At 39.6% G+C, this 19,143-nt stretch carries 18 protein-coding genes, 1 pseudogene and 1 riboswitch; of the genes and pseudogenes, 15 read left to right on the forward strand and 4 right to left on the reverse strand.

What is annotated here, in order from left to right; all coding sequences use genetic code 11:
- The first annotated feature begins 250 nt into the window (after positions 1-250).
- Complete coding sequence (locus tag NST13_RS13120; protein ID WP_342580770.1) at positions 251-1,882, forward strand: amidohydrolase family protein; 1,632 nt, start codon at positions 251-253, stop codon at positions 1,880-1,882.
- A 61-nt stretch (positions 1,883-1,943) separates the two neighbouring features.
- Here the strand turns inward: NST13_RS13120 and NST13_RS13125 are convergent, their stop codons facing one another.
- Positions 1,944-2,588 carry a glycerol-3-phosphate acyltransferase gene (locus NST13_RS13125; RefSeq protein ID WP_342580771.1) on the reverse strand — a complete coding sequence of 215 codons (645 nt, stop codon included), beginning with the start codon at positions 2,586-2,588 and terminating at the stop codon, positions 1,944-1,946.
- A gap of 144 nt (positions 2,589-2,732) precedes the next feature.
- Positions 2,733-2,836: riboswitch (SAM riboswitch) on the forward strand.
- 111 nt (positions 2,837-2,947) lie between these two features.
- Between NST13_RS13125 and NST13_RS13130 the strand changes: the two genes are divergently transcribed.
- The 3 genes from NST13_RS13130 to NST13_RS13140 all read left to right on the forward strand — a co-directional run bounded on the left by NST13_RS13130 (position 2,948) and on the right by NST13_RS13140 (position 6,580).
- Positions 2,948-4,249, forward strand: coding sequence for an O-acetylhomoserine aminocarboxypropyltransferase/cysteine synthase family protein (locus tag NST13_RS13130; protein WP_342580772.1), 1,302 nt, complete (start codon positions 2,948-2,950; stop codon positions 4,247-4,249).
- 654 nt (positions 4,250-4,903) lie between these two features.
- On the forward strand, positions 4,904-5,293 hold the full coding sequence (locus NST13_RS13135; protein ID WP_342470587.1) for a hypothetical protein: 390 nt from the start codon (positions 4,904-4,906) through the stop codon (positions 5,291-5,293).
- A gap of 300 nt (positions 5,294-5,593) precedes the next feature.
- On the forward strand, positions 5,594-6,580 hold the full coding sequence (locus tag NST13_RS13140; protein ID WP_342580773.1) for a homoserine dehydrogenase: 987 nt from the start codon (positions 5,594-5,596) through the stop codon (positions 6,578-6,580).
- Positions 6,581-6,765: 185 nt separating this feature from the next.
- Here NST13_RS13140 and NST13_RS13145 read toward each other — a convergent pair whose 3' ends face one another.
- Complete coding sequence (locus NST13_RS13145) at positions 6,766-6,996, reverse strand: excisionase family DNA-binding protein (RefSeq protein ID WP_342580774.1); 231 nt, start codon at positions 6,994-6,996, stop codon at positions 6,766-6,768.
- A 177-nt stretch (positions 6,997-7,173) separates the two neighbouring features.
- Between NST13_RS13145 and NST13_RS13150 the strand changes: the two genes are divergently transcribed.
- The gene (locus tag NST13_RS13150) at positions 7,174-8,061 is read left to right on the forward strand and encodes an EamA family transporter (protein WP_342470584.1); all 888 of its coding nucleotides are present in this window, start codon (positions 7,174-7,176) and stop codon (positions 8,059-8,061) included.
- 133 nt (positions 8,062-8,194) lie between these two features.
- Here NST13_RS13150 and NST13_RS13155 read toward each other — a convergent pair whose 3' ends face one another.
- Together NST13_RS13155 and NST13_RS13160 are read right to left on the reverse strand one after the other, a co-directional pair.
- Positions 8,195-9,550, reverse strand: coding sequence for an IS1182 family transposase (locus NST13_RS13155; RefSeq protein ID WP_342580775.1), 1,356 nt, complete (start codon positions 9,548-9,550; stop codon positions 8,195-8,197).
- Positions 9,551-10,015: 465 nt separating this feature from the next.
- Positions 10,016-10,330, reverse strand: a complete 315-nt coding sequence (locus tag NST13_RS13160) for a helix-turn-helix transcriptional regulator (protein WP_342580776.1) — start codon at positions 10,328-10,330, stop codon at positions 10,016-10,018.
- 335 nt (positions 10,331-10,665) lie between these two features.
- Between NST13_RS13160 and NST13_RS13165 the strand changes: the two are divergent.
- From NST13_RS13165 to NST13_RS13210, 10 genes and pseudogenes are all read left to right on the forward strand, one after another.
- Positions 10,666-10,818 (forward strand): annotated as a pseudogene (locus tag NST13_RS13165) (helix-turn-helix transcriptional regulator); the annotation flags it as partial.
- A 54-nt stretch (positions 10,819-10,872) separates the two neighbouring features.
- On the forward strand, positions 10,873-11,121 hold the full coding sequence (locus NST13_RS13170; RefSeq protein WP_342581860.1) for a hypothetical protein: 249 nt from the start codon (positions 10,873-10,875) through the stop codon (positions 11,119-11,121).
- A gap of 387 nt (positions 11,122-11,508) precedes the next feature.
- On the forward strand, positions 11,509-11,736 hold the full coding sequence (locus tag NST13_RS13175; protein WP_342470582.1) for a hypothetical protein: 228 nt from the start codon (positions 11,509-11,511) through the stop codon (positions 11,734-11,736).
- Positions 11,737-11,866: 130 nt separating this feature from the next.
- Positions 11,867-12,985, forward strand: coding sequence for a hypothetical protein (locus tag NST13_RS13180; RefSeq protein WP_342580777.1), 1,119 nt, complete (start codon positions 11,867-11,869; stop codon positions 12,983-12,985).
- Between the two features lie 122 nt (positions 12,986-13,107).
- Positions 13,108-13,311 carry a hypothetical protein gene (locus tag NST13_RS13185; RefSeq protein ID WP_342470580.1) on the forward strand — a complete coding sequence of 68 codons (204 nt, stop codon included), beginning with the start codon at positions 13,108-13,110 and terminating at the stop codon, positions 13,309-13,311.
- Positions 13,312-13,378: 67 nt separating this feature from the next.
- Entirely contained in the window at positions 13,379-15,040 is a 1,662-nt protein-coding gene (locus tag NST13_RS13190) for a pLS20_p028 family conjugation system transmembrane protein (protein ID WP_342580778.1), read from the forward strand.
- 62 nt (positions 15,041-15,102) lie between these two features.
- On the forward strand, positions 15,103-15,396 hold the full coding sequence (locus NST13_RS13195; RefSeq protein ID WP_342470578.1) for a DUF5592 family protein: 294 nt from the start codon (positions 15,103-15,105) through the stop codon (positions 15,394-15,396).
- 5 nt (positions 15,397-15,401) lie between these two features.
- On the forward strand, positions 15,402-16,037 hold the full coding sequence (locus NST13_RS13200; protein WP_342470577.1) for a hypothetical protein: 636 nt from the start codon (positions 15,402-15,404) through the stop codon (positions 16,035-16,037).
- A gap of 15 nt (positions 16,038-16,052) precedes the next feature.
- A complete protein-coding gene (locus tag NST13_RS13205; protein WP_342470576.1) occupies positions 16,053-18,017 on the forward strand; it encodes a type IV secretion system protein VirB4 in 1,965 nt (654 codons plus the stop codon).
- Positions 18,017-19,132 (forward strand): lysozyme family protein, encoded by a 1,116-nt coding sequence (locus NST13_RS13210; RefSeq protein WP_342470575.1) that lies wholly within the window; start codon positions 18,017-18,019, stop codon positions 19,130-19,132. Before NST13_RS13205 ends, NST13_RS13210 begins: the two co-directional genes overlap by 1 nt.
- Positions 19,133-19,143: the final 11 nt, after the last annotated feature.

Consider the following 19,143-nt stretch of genomic DNA (forward strand, 5'->3'; position numbering starts at 1 on the left):
AATACAAAGCTGAACATTGCAAGGGAGGAAGGCGGTGGCAGGAGGGGATCACCGTGAGAGGATTGTGCCGCTTGTGGGCATATTAAGAGGGTCGGGCACAGCGCCCAAAAAGCAAAAAGGAATCCATTGATTTGCAGGGATAAAGTTGTTTCAAGGGCAAAGGATTGATGATTATAAAATAGCGGTATGTATTGTTGAAAAACGAATACCCTAAATTGAAACAGTTCTCCCGCAAAGCGAGGTCGTATAAATGAAAAAATTGCTTTTCATTGTACTGCTCTTGCTATGTTTGATAGCCGTCCCTTACAAGGGGATCGGAGCTGAAGAGATAGTCCAAGCGGATTTGGTGATTGAATATGTCCGCGTATTTACGATGGATAAAGCCAATGAAGAGGCGGAAGCGGTTGCAGTGAAAAACGGAAAATTTGTTTATGTAGGAGACCGGGAAGGGGTGCAAGCCTATAAGGGCCCTCAAACAAGAGTGATGTATATGGACAACCGATTGATGTTGCCGGGGTTTATTGACGGCCACAATGCCGCTTATTTAAAAGCGGAGAAGATGTTTTGGTTGGATTTGAGTTCCTTTTCCACCTTCGAAGAATATGAAAAAGCCATATTTTCGTACCGTGCACAGCATCCACAATTAAAACAGCTGTGCGCAGTTGGATGGAATCAAAAAGTGACGGAAGAAGCATGGGGGAAAAGCGGAAAAACGCCAAGAGACCTTATTGACCAACTTGTGCATGATATCCCATTTGTCGCATTTTCCGCTCACCGAGACGAGCTATGGGTCAATTCCAAAACATTGGAAATATCCGGGTTAGATCATATTGAGCATGGCCTAACGGAAACTGGAGAAGCGTCCGGAATCATTCCGGGACAATTCACTGATATGGTCGTACAAGCGCTGCCGCAGCCGGACTTTTCCGTGGAACAATATAAAAAGGCGCTGATTAAATATCAAGAAGATGCAGCCAGATACGGTATTACGGCCGCATTTGTTCCCCTGGGAAACCATTCGGAAAATGTGCTGAAAGCCTTTGATGAACTGGATCGGAAAAATCTATTGACCATGACCTATGAGTTGGGAATCTACGTGGATCCCCTCAAGGATTTGGATCAGATCGAACTTTTTAAAGAGTGGAGGGAGATTTACCAAGGGAAAAATTACAGCGTCCAAACGGCAAAAATGAATTATACAGAAAATGCGGTTTGGGAGAAGGAGAAATTTCTTGATATGTTGGATTTGCTGGATCGGGAAGGTTTTCGGATTCATGTGGAAGCAGAAAAAGAGTTGCACATGATTTTTGAAGGATTTGAATATGCGCGGGTACGAAATGGAAAAAAGAATTTTAAACATGTCATTTCCCATATGCCGATCGTAACGAATGATGATTTGACAAACTTCCGGAAGTTTCGGATTATTCCATCCGTCCAGCCGGCCATCTTTCATCAATCCATAGATGCCGGCAAGGAAGACGAACTTAAAAACTGGCATCGAATGAAAAGCTACTTTGAAAAGGGATTGCCGGTCTCATCTTTCAGCAACTTTCCTGATGGTGAGTTGAACCCGCTTTATGGAATTGAGACAGGAATGACAAGACTTCACTGGAATGATGAAAAAAGTCAAAAGCCTTTGTGGCCGAAAGAAAGCGCCACATTGAAGCAGATGCTCCGAAGCTACACCATTTATGCGGCGAGGCAAATAGGCAGGGAAGCACAATTGGGAAAAATCCGGGTAGGCATGCAGGCGGACTTTATTATATTGGATAAAAATATTTTCAGGGTTCCGCCAGGTGAAATCAGCGAAGCAAAAGTCATACTTACTTATTTTAAAGGAAAAGAAACATACCGGGATGAATCGGAAATCGGCGGACAATAAAAAAGTATCTTCCGTAGCCAAGTGTGTTCAACGAATAACCCCTTTACGGAAGATACTATTTTTATACGGATGGGCCTTTCTTCTTTTTTAAGGCGGAACGAATCGTCGGTTCTGTGCCGCGCTTCATCCGTTTTATGTTTTCTAAATGCAAAATGATTGCGACCAAAAGAAGGAACAGAACAATGATAAAAGGCCAGAGGGATGGCTCATAAAGCAAAGCGCTGATTGCAAATGCAAAATAAAAGAAAAACACGCCCAGAATCAAATAATTGGTCAATAAAGAGACAACGATAAGACCGACTACGGCAAGAAGACCCATTTTCCAATTGATCGCAACGAAAATGCCGATCAGGGAAGCGGTTCCTTTTCCTCCCCGAAAATTCATATGGATAGGAAAATTATGGCCAAAAATGACCGCCGCGCCTATCAAATAAAGGAATATGGAAATTTGCTCCGCATCCAATGAAGTGAAGTGATTTAAGAAATATTTTGCCAAGATTATGGCAAGGACGCCTTTTCCGATATCAATGAGGCCTACGAGTATGCCGTATTTCCAGCCAAGGGTCAAGGTGGCATTGGAAGCCCCCGCATTTCCATGGCCCGCTTCTTTCAGATTCACCCCGGAAAGGTATTGGGCCACATTTGATCCATGGATGCAACCGATAAAATATCCCGCAATAAGTGAAATAATCAGCTCTATCAACATAATATTTGCTCCTTTTATAGAAAAAAACGCTTTAATCTATTATACTCAATAAAATAAAAAAAGATTTAAAAATTTCAAAAAAATAGTTGACAGAGTGGGTTACTATGTTTTATAGTTAATCCAACGATGGAAAATTAATCATTACTCTTATCAAGAGTGGCGGAGGGAATAGGCCCAAAGATGCCCGGCAACCGGCAAGAATTTGCAAAGGTGCTAAATCCTACAGACGTTTGTCTGAAAGATAAGAGGAGGAAATGTACGTGTACAGAGCCCTCTTCTTATATGAAGAGGGTTTTTGTTTTATCTTCCATGCCTTCTCGAAACCTTCCATCTCAAATTTATGTTTAGGAGGAAATATCATGTCCGAATTCAAACCAGAAACGTTATTACTTCACGGTGGTCAACAACCTGATCCAGTTACAGGTGCAATCGCGGTTCCAATTTATCGCACAACGGCTTATGCCTTCAAAAACACGGAACATGCCCGTAAACTCTTTGCTCTTGAAGAAGCAGGAAATATTTATTCCCGCATCATGAACCCTACAGTTGATGTGTTTGAAAAGCGTGTTGCCTTGCTAGAAGGTGGCTCTGCAGCTGTTGCTCTATCTTCCGGTCAGGCGGCAGTTGCCTTCTCCATTTTAAATATCGCCAATGCGGGAGATGAAATTGTCTCTGCTGGATCATTGTATGGCGGAACATATAACTTATTTGCTAACACATTACCTCGTTGGGGCATTACAACAACATTTGTAGATGAAAGAGATCCGGAAAACTTCCGCAAAGCAATTACGGACAAAACAAAAGCAATCTATGCCGAAGTGGTGGGCAATCCAAGCCTAAACATTTTAGATATTGAAGCAGTGGCAAACATCGCCCATGAACATGGCCTTCCATTAATCATCGACAATACATTCCCATCACCATATGGATGCAATCCAATTGATTTTGGAGCAGATGTTGTTATCCATTCAGCAACAAAATGGATTGGCGGTCATGGTACAACAATCGGAGGAATTGTTGTTGATGCAGGAAAATTCGACTGGACACAAGGCCGATTCCCTGGATTCACAGAGCCTGACCACACTTATCACGGCATCCGTTACGGCATCGATACAGCAGGCGCAGCTTTTGCAACAAAATTGCGCGTTCAATTATTGCGCGACTTAGGCCCAACTTTAGGTCCGGATGCGGCTTTCAGTTTCCTTCAAGGATTGGAAACTCTTCACCTCCGCTATCCAAGACATAGTGAAAATGCGGAAAAAGTAGTGGCGTTTTTGAAAAACCACCCATACGTGGAATACGTGAATTATCCAGGAGATGAATCATTCGAATCTCACCATTTAGCGAAAAAATACTTGAAAAACGGTTATGGTTCTATGGTGACATTCGGCATTAAAGGTGGCCGTGAAGCAGGCAGTGTCGTTATTGACAACGTGAAATTGTTCTCTCATGTTGCAAACGTTGGAGATGCAAGATCATTGATTATTCATCCGGCTTCAACAACTCACCAACAATTATCTCCTGAAGAATTGAAAATTGCCGGTGTTGGAGAAGAGCTCATCCGCCTATCCATCGGCTTGGAAAACGCAGATGATATTATTGCGGATTTAGATCAGGCTTTAGCCAAAGCAGCAGCTGAATTTGGTGTAAAGAACGCTTAAGTTGATCATTTATAAAAGCCCCTCTATTTGCATATAAAAGAAAGAACGGTCATTTGATACCGGAAAATCCCAATTCGGCTCTCATTTGAGCTGAAGAACCCAGTGTCAGCGGATCAAAGCATGTAAATCCGGCACTGGCTATATGGATTCAAAGCTGCTCATTCGCAGCAGTTGCAAAATCCAAAAACAAATGCTGCCCATCCGTAGCAAAATAAAACGCTGCCCATTTGCAGCGGGTAAAAATCCAAAGCTCGTTACTAAAAAATGCTTACTCAGCGGTTTGAAGCAATAAATATGGTCGATTCCTATAAAAGCTGCCCATTCGCAGCCATGAAGACGCCCCTTTACAGAAAAAGTTCGCCAAACATCAAGTTGTTACTTTTGATGTGAATTGTATTCCCATTCGAATGCAATTCACATCCTAATTAAAATTGCTGACCCGTCATTTAGCAGGTATAGTTGTTCGTTATAACCCCTATCCCCTTTTGTTGAAATAAAACCTAGTAAATTAATTAGGATACTTGAAATTTTAAATTGGATCGTATATATTAGTTATAAGAGAATGATTAGATTCCATCGTATCTGATCCCCCCTAAAATAAAAACGGAAAGCCTTTAATGGCTTTCCCCCTTAACTTATAAAGGAGCTGGTCCGATGAGTAAGGTTTATAGCGCCCAAAATTTTGCGGCTTATATCATATATGAATTAAATGAAACGAATACCTTTGTGAATGCAAAAGCGTTGCAGCATTTGCTTGAAATCGTCGATAGACGCTGGGAAAGTGTTTTTGGGTACAGACCATATAAAGAACAGACATATTCCTTGCTAACCCATGATTATGTCGTCAAAGAAGTATATGATGAATACAAAGAATTTGGTGAGCAACATATTTCAGAGCCGGCAAAAGAATGGTATTTAAAATATGGAGATTTCCAATTGATTCGAAGACCTTACGGAGTTCCAGACTTTACAGCGGAAGAAGAAGAGCTGATGAGAAAAATTTTGGTCCAATACCGAAATGTTTTGTTGGCAAATGCATCGTGAACAGGTGAATGACAGGTCAGTACAATGTTTGTACTGGCTTTTTTTATTTTAAAAGTGAGCAAGTTTGCTATATTATAATAGTTGTATGCCCTTTCGTAGAAAACAAATGTCCATCTTGAGTAGAATTCCCTTGAGTTCCTTTCAAATATACGTTAAAATTTCTGTATGTTTCAAAAAATATTGAATTTTATTATTTTTTATATCTGCAAATAAAGAGTGTTTGTATAGTATAGAATTTCAGCACTCGTTGTTCAACAATGAAATTTCAATTCGAAAGAAAAGATGGAGGCGAAAAGGAAAATGGCAACAATCAAGGCGGCCATCTTAGGATTTGGCACAGTTGGCCAAGGCATTTATCATATATTGAACGAAAAACGGGAAGATTTGCGCAAAAAACTGGGTGTCGAGTTAGAGGTTGCAAAAATATTGGTTCGGGACACAACAAAAGAGAGAGTTCCAGGAACACGGCATTTGTTGACAGATAACATTGATGACTGCTTAAACGTTAAAGGTTTGCAAGTGGTATTCGAAGCGATTGTAGGCGAGGAGCCTGCATACACATATTTAAAGAAAGCGGTAATGAAAAAGTGCCACGTCATTACGGCAAATAAGGTGATGTTTGCAAAATACGGGCTTGAACTGCAAGAACTTGCAAAGCAAAACGGTGTATTTGTAGGCTATGAAGCGACGGTTGCAGGCGGGGTGCCTGTCATCAAGACAATGAAAAACATTTTGCTCGTCAACGATGTGACAAGAATTCAGGGAATTTTAAACGGCACTTCCAATTACATTTTGACAAAAATGCGCGCTGAAGGCTGGTCTTTTGATAAAGCGTTGAAAGAAGCGCAAGCCCTTGGATATGCAGAAGCGGATCCGTATATGGATATTTCCGGCCAAGATGCATTTAAAAAGCTTATGGTTTTATCGGCATTGGCCTTTGGTGAGCAGCCAAACTGGGCAGATGTAAAAGTTGTTGGAATCGACGGCATTACGCCGGAACAAGTGAAAGAAGCAAAAGAAAAAGGTCTCAGGTATCGTCACGTGGCAGAGGTGGAAAAGTTGCCTGATGGCACAATTTTTGCTCAAGTGGGGCCAATGCTTGTAAGCAAGGAGCATCCTCTATATCCGATTGATGATGTGTTCAATGCGGTAACAATGGAAACAAACTACATTGGCACATTGACACTTATTGGACCGGGTGCGGGGATGTATCCGACTGCCAGCGTGATGGTGGAAGATTATGCGGAAATTATCGGCAAACGTGCCGGTTTTGTAGTGACAATTTAAAAAGGGTGCTTCTTGGATGCTTCTCGGGGAGCTTTTTTCAAGAAGCATTTTTTCTTGATGTGCAAGAAAAAGATCATCCATATCCATGATGGATTTGGATGATCTTTTTGTTCATGAGCGGTCCATTCGGTTTCATTGAATTGCTTGTGAAAGGTACATGTTTTCAGGAAAAGCGTCCGTAATCGTTAATCTTCATCCCGGACATCCATGTCATCCGGAATTGGGGTGTTTTGCCAAAGTTCCATTTCTTCCTTCAGGAGTTTTAATTGTTCAAGGTACGTGTCAAATTGGTCGCTGTTGATGAGGAATTGTTCACCATCGTGGACAGCTTTGATGCGGCCTTCGTAAATGTAGCGCAGGACCATTTCTTCAGGCATTGAGAGATCTTTTGCCGTTTCGCTAACGGTTTTATACATATTACGACCCGCCTTTCATTTTATGATTTCACTGTGTAAACGATCCGTCATTTCTTACTTTTATTTTACATTATTATTATAGGAAACGGCGAGGATTTTAAGCGGTTTTCGAAATGATGTAATCATCTGAAAAATATGGTAGCATTACAGTAAAATAGCATTTCGGGAGGATATGCAATGAACATATTACCATATATATTCGTGTTGCTTGCGGCAATGTTGTGGGGAACCGTTGGAACCACCCAAACTTTTTTGCGGGAAGGCATTTCGCCAATCGCTGTTGCAGGAGTGCGTTCAGCGATTGGGGGAGGGGTATTGCTCATTGCAGTCCTCATCATGCGGAAAATCAATTTTAAAAAATGGTCTTGGAAATGGACCGTTTTTGCAGCACTGACGATCGCTTTATTCCAATGTTTATTTTTCACTTCTGTCCGCTATACGGGAGTGGCGGTTGGAACGGTGGTAACCATTGGCAGTTCACCGGTCTTTTCTGGAATCATTGAATGGCTGCTTTTTAAACGACGTCCGAACAGAGTGTGGGGAATTGCAACATTGCTCGCCATTATAGGCTGCATTTTGTTATTTGTAACGCGGGGGGATACAACGATTCATCCTTTGGGCATTTTGCTTGCTTTATGTGCCGGGTCCATGTTTGCCCTTTATACAAATTGCAGCAAGAAATTGACGGAAAGGGAAGAGACGTTGCCGAGCGTGGCGATGACCTTTACTTTATGTGCGCTGTTTCTGTTGCCCTTTTCGGGAAGTGGCGTTTCCTGGGTGTTGGAAGGGCAAAATCTGTGGCCAATGCTTTTTATGGGCCTATTTGCAACGAGTTTAGCCTACATCTTCTATTTGGCGGGTCTTGAAAAAATCAGTTCTTCTTCAGCGGTGACATTGTCTTTGGCGGAGCCTTTGACAGCGGCTTTACTCGGGGTCTTTTTGGTAGGGGAGTATTTAAGCCCAATGAGTTGGATGGGCGTGCTGCTGCTGCTTGGCGGGATTCTTGTATTGACCATTGGAAGCAGGAAAACCGTTAAATATTTGAAAGACGCAAGTTCACAATAAATCATTAAAATGAATTAAATGCCTGCAAAATTTTGCAGGCATTTCAGACTGTCGACAAACCCCAACTCAAATGCTTCATTTGAGTTGGGATTTGTCTTTTTTTGCTCATCATTTTCTAAGATTCTTCTCTTATTTAGGCTGGACATGGTCTTTTCCATGTCCAGTTTGCCATTTTCTTTAAGTTCATGGCAGCGAAAGTAAGCATCGCCTGCATGGACAATTTTTCCAGTCCTCGTAGAGTTGTCCATCGCATGCCATGCTTCTCTTTTCCATCGGCAAAGACCCGTTCAATCGTTTCTTTGCGCTTATCATATATATTTCTATTGATTTCTGTATGTCTTAAGTGGTCGACTTCTTCCACATAGTGCTCCCAAATGTGGCGATGAATAAATTTAGTGTGATCTTTACTTTGGGTACACTTTTCTAAAAATGGGCACGTTTTACATATTTCCGGTTTCGAAGCGTACTGTCGATATCCTTCTCTTGTTGTTGTTCGGTATTCAAGAGTTTGGTTGTTTGGGCAGATGTAACAATCATAATGCTCATCGTATACATATTCATACTTTTTAAAGAAACCGTCCTTTGTTCTAGGCCTTGTATATGGCATGACTGGACGAATCTCTTTATCCAATAGACTTTTCGCATTCGCTGGGGTTTTGTATCCGGCATCTACGGCTACTGCAGTTGGTTTGCCTACTTTTTCGATGACTTGTTCGAGTAATTGACCAAACACCTGACTATCATGAATATTCGCTCCCGTTACCTTGGTAGCTAAGACAAAGCCTTTTGCATCACAGGCGGTATGAAAAGAATAGGCAAACATCTTTTCCCGTTCATCTTTTACGTAATAGCCACTATCAGGATCGGTTGTACTGACCTTTATTTCCTTGGTTTCTTCCTTCTCTTTCGGGGGAAAGGGCTTTTTTCCATGGTTTTCACGGTCTTGGTTAATCTCTAACTCTAATTGCGCTTGATAGCTTTTTGTTTCTGCCCGGACAATTTTCTTATCGAACTTCTTTTTATTGGCGCTCGCTTTGACATGTGTTGAATCAATAAAGGCAACAGATGCATCCACTAATCCTTTATTCATCGCTTCTTTTAAAATACGATAAAAAATCTGTTCAAATAAATCAGTACCTTGAAAACGACGAACATAATTCTTGCCGAACGTTGAAAAATGAGGAATTTTCTCTGTGAAACCATATCCTAAGAACCATCGATACGCCACGTTGGTTTCAATTTCTTTGATCGTTTGACGCATGGATCGAATACCAAATAAATACTGCACAAAGACCATTTTAATGAGCACAACAGGATCAATACTAGGCCTTCCGTTATCTAGGCAATAGGTATCTTTGACAAGATCGTAAATAAAATCAAAGTCTATGGCTTGTTCAATCTTCCTTACCAAATGATTTTCTGGAACCAATTGATCAAGAGCCACCATTTCCAATTGATTTCGATTATTGTCAGTACGCTTCGATAACATCCTAAATTTCCCCCGTTAACCAAGAATTCTATCCCTATTATACAAAAAAAGCCTGTAGATTTGGCCCCTAGTTAGGGACTTTGTCTACAAGCTGAAATGCCTGCAAAATTTTGCAGGCATTTATTATATGTATAGATGTTTCTTTAACGAATCAGCAGGAAATGCGTAAAATATAGGGACTAAGTACTGTATTTCGGAGTATGTAATAAAAATATAATATCAGAAAAGAAATTGAAATATATTTAACATAAAGAAATATTTGTCGAATCCAAAGGAAAACGACCTATTTGTTCGGTCGAATAATGGTATTTATTTGTATGTAACGGCAAATTTTTGAGAAAAGTGTAATTGAATGCTTATATTTAACTATAACAATTAACCATTTTATTATTAAAATATCGACATGTTTTATACATTTTTTTTATACTAGTTTTCATCATTTTTATATTATGTATATGGAAAGAATCATCCCTCCGCTTTTCTGTTCATTTTTTCCATCATTTTTTTATGCATTTTTTTGGGAGGTATTTCCGCTATTTTGAATAAATCGCTTTGAAAAAATTCATGCAGCGAAATACCGCAACCTTGGCAATACTTCGTTATTGTATCAATCTTAGGATGCTTTGATCTTCCTTGAAGGATTTCTGAAATGGTGGATTGTCTCAGACCACCCAGTTTGCCGATTTCTGCTGGTGTTTTGCCCCGTTCTTCCGCAAGTTCTTTCATCCGTAAGGCCAGAGCTGTATGTATATCCAATGATGCCGATCCTCCTTCCTTCAATGAAATCTTTTTCTCCCCAACACTGTATTTTTATCCACTCTTTAGAATGACAGCTTTTTTGAAACTAATATAACTATACATATTTCAAAATCCACATTCCAGCGAAACGAATCAAAGAAAATATAAAGAAAAAGATAAATTTTGCACAAATCGGTGCTTTTTGACTAATGGACCAATTTTTTTAGGAATTATGGATAAATTGACTAATAACAAAACTTTGTTAAAATTTAAATGCCAATTAATATTGAATATTCAATAAATTTTTAAATATTCATTGTTGTGCGGGATATCGTAACTAATAAATGGTGGTGAAATGTTTGTTACTCGGAGATTGGATGAAACGGGAACGGGAAAAGCGCAATATCACACAGTTGGAAGTGGCGGAATCCGTTGGTGTTTCGCAAGCAAAAATTAGTTTCTGGGAAAATAATAAAACACTGCCTTCTGTTTACGATCTATATAAATTTTCTTGTCTGATCGGTTTAACTTCTTTGGGAGAGATCCCCTTCGACAAAATAGACTTTGATAAAGGTGAGAGAGTAATGGAAAGAATGAGTTTATATGAGTTGCCTGCAAATGATTCGATAAGAACTTTTGAAGGTAAAACATATGAACTTAAAGGCTTCGTGGGTATCGAAAAGGAAACGGGCGAAATTGAAAAAGTGACAGAGTTATATTATCGGGCAAGAACCGTTGTAAAAAACAATCATGTGATTGCAAAGCGCAAGAATGAAACAGATGAATTAAAAAAAGTGAAACCTAAAAAAATCAAAGTGAAAGCAAATGTATAAATAGATAAATATAAACTTAACCATTTGGGGCCGACAACACACTCAATAAGGACGGTTATTAAAAAAACAATTGAATAACGATGTGTCTGTTGCCTGGTAGTCGGGCAGACGGATATACATAAGTGAAGGTTCAACAAGTGACTCCTAAAACTTGTTCATGAAAAAGGCTACATGGATAGTTCTGTGTTATCTAAAAACACTGTGCATTGCAGCTATATGCTGCATAGAGTTTGTGAGTGAACGGCTATAAACTCACCGAATCCCCAAACTGTCCTTATTGAGTGTGTTGTGGGGGGCTCTTTTGCGGAATTTTTGAGAATCAGTTCAAGTGGAAATCAGGATGTGAACGATCGAATCGGCACCTTGGAGTAAAAGGGAGGGAAATGAATGGAGAGTTTAATCGCTACGGGACAAGCCTTTCTTGAATGGCTGCAAATGCCTGCCGTTATAGCGACTGCCATTGCATTTTGTATCGGCGGATATTATTTGATTTTCGGAGGGGAACAAGGCCGTCAAAAAGCCGTCAAATGGTTTATTGGCGGGGTGGTCGGTTTAATTGTTGTTTTAGGCGCATATTCTCTTGCGAATTCGATCAGTTCAAATATTAAATTTTAAGATTTCAGAGCTACTCTAAAAATCATTGGGAAGAGTAGCTTTTATTGTTTGCGGGATATCATCATCGATAAATATGTTTAAGCCATCTATGCATGCGGGATGGCTTAAATTTTTGGAAAGGAGATTACAGATGAAGGTAATTTTTTACAACGTTCCAAATTCAAAAATAAAGAATTTCGAACTCATGTCATTCGCTGAAGCGGTCAAATTGAGCCATAAAATTGAACACGAATGCCGCAAAGAAAAGGAGCAATTCACCAGCGAATTTCAAGTCTTGGGGGATAACAACAAAGTTTATTATAGAGGAACATTTGAATTTGGTTCTTATGAATTTCCGAATATATATCACAAAATCAAAAATATGGCCAACCGCATTAAGGTGGATAAACAATTTCAGGCCGATAAGCTGTATCTGTTAGATCAAATCGAGAAGTTGACACCGGAGAAATACAAAAAGGAAGAAAAGGTAGATAAATTCCTCGCCAAAGTGGATAAAAGTCAAATTTCAAAATTAAAAGGATGGCAGCGTAAAAGCGTTTATGCAATTGCCGTATTGGGTCTGACAGGATCTTTAGTGACAGGATTTACATACGTGGTTCAAAAAGACAACTATGAAAAAGCCCTCGCAGACAGCGGCGAAGAATTGAAACAATCGCAGGAATTAATAGCGATATATGAGAGTGCTTTAATGGGCGACAAAAACGAAATGTTTGCCAAACTTGAACAATTAGATAAGAAGAAGCTGACGGATAATCAAGTGCAAATTTTATTTCTTGAATATATAAACAATAACAAATTCCAAAAAGCGGTTGAGTTATTTGATGGAGATCATATTCAGGCTGAAACAATGATCATGAGTTCAACGCTTCCAAAGAAAACAAAAAGGGAAAAAATAGCGGCATTTAACGAAATTTATCCCACAAATGAGGCAAGATATGATTTGGCTTATTTGGACGGGGACTGGAAACTGATGCTGAACATCCAAAATGTAAGAATGAATGTGAAACGCTCCGAAATGAAAACTTATGCATTATTGAAACTTGGAAAAATAGATGAGGCGAAACTGGAATTAAACAATAACAATAGTGATGAATTATCTAAAAAGATTACGAAATATGAGGTTATCACTGCTGAAATTAAAACATTGGAAGAAAAATATAAAGTCATGGTGAATGAGCGGAAAATTAATGAAGCGAACCAACTGGCCAAACAAATTACAGATAAAAGAAAAGAATTGCAAAGTTTATAAAGAAAAGCAATGGAAGCCGGCGGGGCGCATTTTTGCGGCATAGATAATATTTAAACTGGAAAGGTCGGTTTCCACAAAAGCGGAATAGAAACGAAGGAAAATCATTAGGAAGGAGATCAAAGGTGCAAAATGCTTTATACCAAATTATCCAAAAAAATAAATCATTACTTGAGAGAGGCGGAAAAATAAGGGTTTTGTTAAACGATTGTTTCATCACCATTTTTAATGAAACGGATGAGGAAACTTCCGCCCAAAAAACAATCACCCTTGTGGACACATACGATTATAAAATCAATCGAAATCTTTCGGAAATTATTGAAATGTAAAAGATGAAACGCTGCAATCGAAGTTGATGCAAAATTGAACGGTAATAAAAGGCGGTGAGAAAATCACGTGAGTAATCAAGAAACCATTGATATTTTGGAAAAATTCGAGGATTTCCTTTCGATAGGAAATGTTTTTATGGATGGAATGCGTACGGTTGGTTGGGTGGTCATCAAAGGTTTATCCATCTTAGTGGACGGGATGGAAAATGTCATTGACACCATATTACTGACGAAGCAATTTTTCCAAAACCCGGAAGTGGTCTCGTTTATAGATTCCATCAGACCGTTGTTATGGGTTTTATTAGCCCTTAGTTTAATTATTACCGGGTATATGTTGATTTTCCAAAGAAAATTGGATGCTGAAACAATCGGGATCAATTTAATCGTATCCATTTCCGTTTTAGTATTGATGTTCAGCGGGATGGAAAGGGTGAATCAGTTTACGGATGAAGCGATCCGCGCCATCAATAACGGATCATTATACAGTGTTGATAATGGAACCATATCGGAAAACATCATTTCCAGGAATATAACAGACTTAGTGGAGTTTGATAAAAATAACTGGGAGAACCCGGAGAAAATCCAAAGCTTGCCATTGAGTATCGTACGCAATATTAAAATTACAGAAAAACTCAAACATGAAGAATTGAATCTCCAGCATCCCGAAGTCGCCCAGCATTATTTGACATGGAAAAACGGCTCTGTCGAATTGGCCGAACTTGAACAAGACGGGGAAAACGGATGGAATGAAGAATACTACTATAGATTCTCGGTTGATTGGCTGACCATCGTCATTACTCTTGGCGCATTGGGATTTACATTGTTCGCCATTGCTTATAAGCTGGCAAGGCTGTCATTTGAATTGGTGTTTAATCAGTTGCTCGCAACGATTATCGCCCCTGTTGATATCCATGACGGACAAAAAACAAAAAAGATTTTGCAAAATATATTGGGCATTTTTATCGTGGTCATCTTAATCTTCCTGTCGATGAAACTTTATATGATCGGGACTGTCTGGTTGGAAAATAATTTGGATGGATGGGCGTATTTAATCGCTTTAATCGGTTTCAGTGTGGCGGTGATCGACTGCCCGAATATAGTGGAAAGGCTGTTTGGCATCGATGCCGGCCTCAGAAATGGTTGGGGATTGGCGGTCGGAGCGTATGCTACCGAAAAATTCGGAAACGGATTGGCCAAAGCGATCAAAGGCAAATTATCAGCGGAGCATACTCTTGAAGATATAAACCAAGGCCAATCCAAAAATCAAAGAATTGAAACTGAACATGTAATCGGAAATCAATCGCCTTTAAGTAAATTGCAACCCAAATCCCCATTTGAAAGTAATGTTAATCAATCGCTGGCAGGGCATTTGGCGGGCTCCGGTATGAAAGCTGTCAGCCAAACAGGAACAGAAGCCCAAGATATCAACCTTGCAATCGGGAAAAACCGCCAAGGCCATCTAAATGCGGCAAGTTCTCCTTACAGCGAAGATTTATCAGTGAACAATAAAGGGCAACAAACTTCAACTCAAAATGTCCAAAATCATCAAACCAAAAAACATTCAATCGATTTCTCCAATGGATTCGCAGATGAAAATGAATCATTGGCATATGAAACGAATCGCCATTCCCAAGAAAACGGAAACGATCAACGAAAATATATTATTAAAAGTCAAAGTGCGGAAGAACGATTAAAACGAATCAAAAAACGTGAAAAAGTGAAGTCATAAACTGAAAGAAAGGTAGTGTTGCCATTTAAAATACTACTTTTCTTTTTTAACGGGGTGTGATTATGCGCATTTATCGGATTCCTAGGGAAATTTCCAGTGAATTGAAAATTACGAAATTCATTTATTTGTTCGATTTACTTTTTATTGTCGGATTAATTTTATTCAGAGCAATCACCATCGAATATGTACACAGTGATTTAAAAGTCTGGTACACGGTTTTCTTGGTGCTGTTTGGCATATTTATGATTATTCGACCGAAAAGCAATCCGAACAAACGGATGTTTCATGCGATATATTATGCGATTGTGCGAAAAAAAAATACTTATTGTGCAATCGATCATTCTGAAAGTGAGTGACATGAATGGTATTTTTAGATGAAAAAAAGACGAAGCAGAAAAGTTCGCAAAACGGTTTTGCGATTCTTGATGAGAACAACGTCATTTCCGAAAAACAGGAGAAACAGAAAAAAACGGCCGTTAAATCTTCTTTCGCAGAAATCTGTCCAATTATTGATATCACCAACAATGATTTTTTCGAAATGAGGAGCGGCGAATATCTGGAAATTGTTCAAATCGAATCGAAGGACATTTACTCGCTTAATGAAACAGATTTGCAGAATGATATTAATACCTTGGCCATATTTTACGCCACCTATATTGACGATCTGAAAATCGTCCCGTTGGATGTGCCTTTGAGTTTGGAACGGCAAAAAGCCTATATTGCCCAACGAATGAGAAACAATAAAAATCCGGCCTACGAAACTTTTTTAAAAGCGAGAATGAAAGAATTGGAAAACCTTGAAAAATACCGTACGAACCGGGAGTACTTCTTATTTCTTTATTCTGACGATGAAAAGAAGTTATTGGAAAAGGTACAGCGGGTGAAAAGTTTGTTAAGCCGAAGCAATCCGGTGATTGGGATTCCTTTGGAGAAAAAGACCAATATTCTATTCCAATTGTTTAACCCTAACACAAAACCGTTGAACGAAAATGAATAAGGGGGCAGGAAGGGCATGGATCTGATTGAAAAATTGCAACGTATCATCCGAAAGAAATCCGACGAAGAAGTAAAAGTTGAAAAAGGCTACAACCCCAATCTGGTTGCGGCGATACAGCCACAAGGCGGGATTAAATTTGAACCGAATTATATACGTTTGGGAGACGGGTACATAACGTGTTTGCATGTCTATAAATATCAAAGCATCGTACAAGATTATTGGTTGGAACCCATTTTAAACATGCCCAATGTCATTGCCACAATTGATATTGCCAATGCCAATAAACATGAAGTGGTTGAAAAAATCAATCGTGCGATGGCCGAGCAGAACGCCCGTTTTTACAACGCCAAAGAAAATATTGAGCGCATTGATGCACGAAATCTGTATCAGGAATTGGATCAGCTTTACAATGACATAGCGCTCGGGGAAATTGTCAAATGTATTCATCTCCGTTTATACGTGAAAGGCAAAACTTTGGAAGAATTGGAGATTAATACACGCAGAGTAATGGAAGAATTGGAAGCGATGAATTTCCGTTCCGCTGTTTTTCTAAATGAACAGGAATGGGAATGGGAAAGTATGTTTACGAGCTATCATACACAATTGAAATATGTCAATAAACGAAAAGGAAAAGAAATTTCCGCTACCACATTGGCTGGAGGATATCCTTTCCACTACACCGCTTTGCACGATCCGAATGGCACTTATCTAGGCACAACCTATACTGGAGGAACCGTGCTGTTCGATCTTTTCCATAAAGACAAACAAAGGAAGCATTATAATGCTTTAATGGTCGGCGTGATGGGAAGTGGGAAGTCGACATTGTTGAAAAAAATGGTTCTTGAACAGGCGATACGCGGAAACAAAGTTCGCATCCTCGATATAACCGGTGAATTCAGCGAGTTGGTGGAAGCCCTTGGTGGAAAACAGATTGCATTGGACGGTTCGGAAGGGATCATTAACCCTCTGCATGTATATAAAACAGCGGTCAATGATGATGGCAGCACGAATGAAGAACTGTCTTTCATGCAGCATCTATCCAAGTTGAAAGTTTTTTATAATTATCTGAAGCCGACAGCGACCGACGATGAAAAGTCGATGTTTTCTTCTCTATTATTAAAGTTATATATTCGAAAGGGTTTGTGGTCGGAAAAGAAAGTATTGCCGATTACAACCTTCAAAGCACATGAATATCCAACTTTCAGCGAGTTCCTTCAGTTAATCCGGGATGAACTTTACGAGGACTTTCCAAACAGAATCATCAAACAAAATTTGTCGGAAAGCAATGTGGCCATATTAAGCAGTATCGAGTTGACGATAAAAAATCTGATTGAAATTTATAGTCAAATTTTCGATGGACATTCATCCATCCGGTCCTTTGATGATGAACTGATTGTGTCGTTTCCTTTGCGTTCATTGTTATCATTGCAAGGGGAGATTTTCCAGGCGCAATTGTTCAATATCATGAACACCCTATGGGATGGGATGATTGTCAACGGATCCAACCAATTCAGAAAGTTCAATCACGGGGAATTGACGGTGGAAGATGCTGTCAAATACCTCATTATTATGGACGAAGCGCATAACATCATCAACACAAGGGATATTTCAAAGCCGGCCGTCCAATATATTGAACGGTTTATGCGTGAAGCCAGAAAATACTTCGGAGGCATATTCTTTGTAAGCCATTCGATTAATGACTTCGTGCCGAACTATGATGGGAAAATTACCAATGACAACGCTGAAAATATTAAAAAATTGTTCCAACTTACCCAATACAAATTTATCGCGCAACAGGATGCCATTACTTTGCCGATCATCAAATCCATTTTTGAAGGTCAGATAACCGATTCTGAATTGCAGCTAATTCCTAGGTTCGAAACGGGCCACTTAATCCTTTCCATTTCCGGGGTTAAAAATATAACGTTTAAAGTCGAAATTCCGCCTAATGAATTAACTTTATTCGGTGGTGGCGCATAATGGTAAAAGTCATAAATGCCACTGCCGCTGTCGGAAAAAAATCTGTAAAAAACCGAATCAAAGAAAAATATAGAGTTCTTACGGTCAGAAAGAAAATCATCCTTTGGAGCATTGCGATCATTGCTTTGCTCTTTTTTATTATCATGATCGGCATCATCGGGGCCATACAAGGTGTTTTAAAGACAGGGGAAAATGTGGAAATGTCGGCTTTTGGTACGGCTCAAGTATCGCCGGAAGTTGAACGGTATCGGGAACAAATCGCTTCCGAATTATCCAAATTTGAGCTTGAACAATATACAGATTTATTGCTTGCTTTAATGATGCAGGAGAGTGGAGGAAGAGGCAATGATCCGATGCAGGCAAGTGAATCAAAATGCGGGCGAATCGGATGTATCAAGAACCCGGACGAAAGTATTGTGTATGGTGTAAAACACTTCGTCAATGTTTTGCAAAAGGCGAATTACGATGTAAAATTGACGCTTCAAAGCTATAACTTCGGAAGCGGATTTATTGACTATGTGATGGCCAATGGAGGAGCGTACACAAAGGAATTGGCGATTGAGTATTCGCAAAAAATGTATCAAAAGTTCAAAAACACCGGGTTGTATAAATGCCATAGACCTGCCGCCATTCAATATCAAGCTTGCTATGGGGACATTGAATATGTGGATGCCGTATTGAGATACTTGCCTTCTGCGATGATGGGCAATTCAGCCACACTTTCAAACGGTTTCTCCTCTCCATTGAAACGGTCGTTGGAAATCACTTCACCTTATGGATGGCGCACTTTGGACGGGGTAAGAGAGTTTCATTTGGGAGTGGATTTGAGTTGCAATGAATCGAATACAGTCCATGCCGTTCAGGATGGTGTAGTGGTTTATGCAGGCGTAAGAGGCACGTACGGAAACCTGGTTCAAATCCAGCATGGCAATTTCATCAGCGCTTACGCCCATTTAAGTAAAATCAATGTAAAAAACGGCCAAAGTGTTTCAAGCGGGCAATCAATCGGTGCTTGCGGAAAAACCGGACGTGCTACGGGTACTCACTTGCATTTTGAACTCAAGACGGAAATGTGGGGTGGCCAATTTGACCCAACACCATTTTTATTCAAATAAGGGGAGAATCG

Origin of the sequence: Ureibacillus sp. FSL W7-1570 (assembly GCF_038593265.1) — a bacterium.
In the GTDB taxonomy this organism is placed as follows: domain Bacteria; phylum Bacillota; class Bacilli; order Bacillales_A; family Planococcaceae; genus Ureibacillus; species Ureibacillus suwonensis.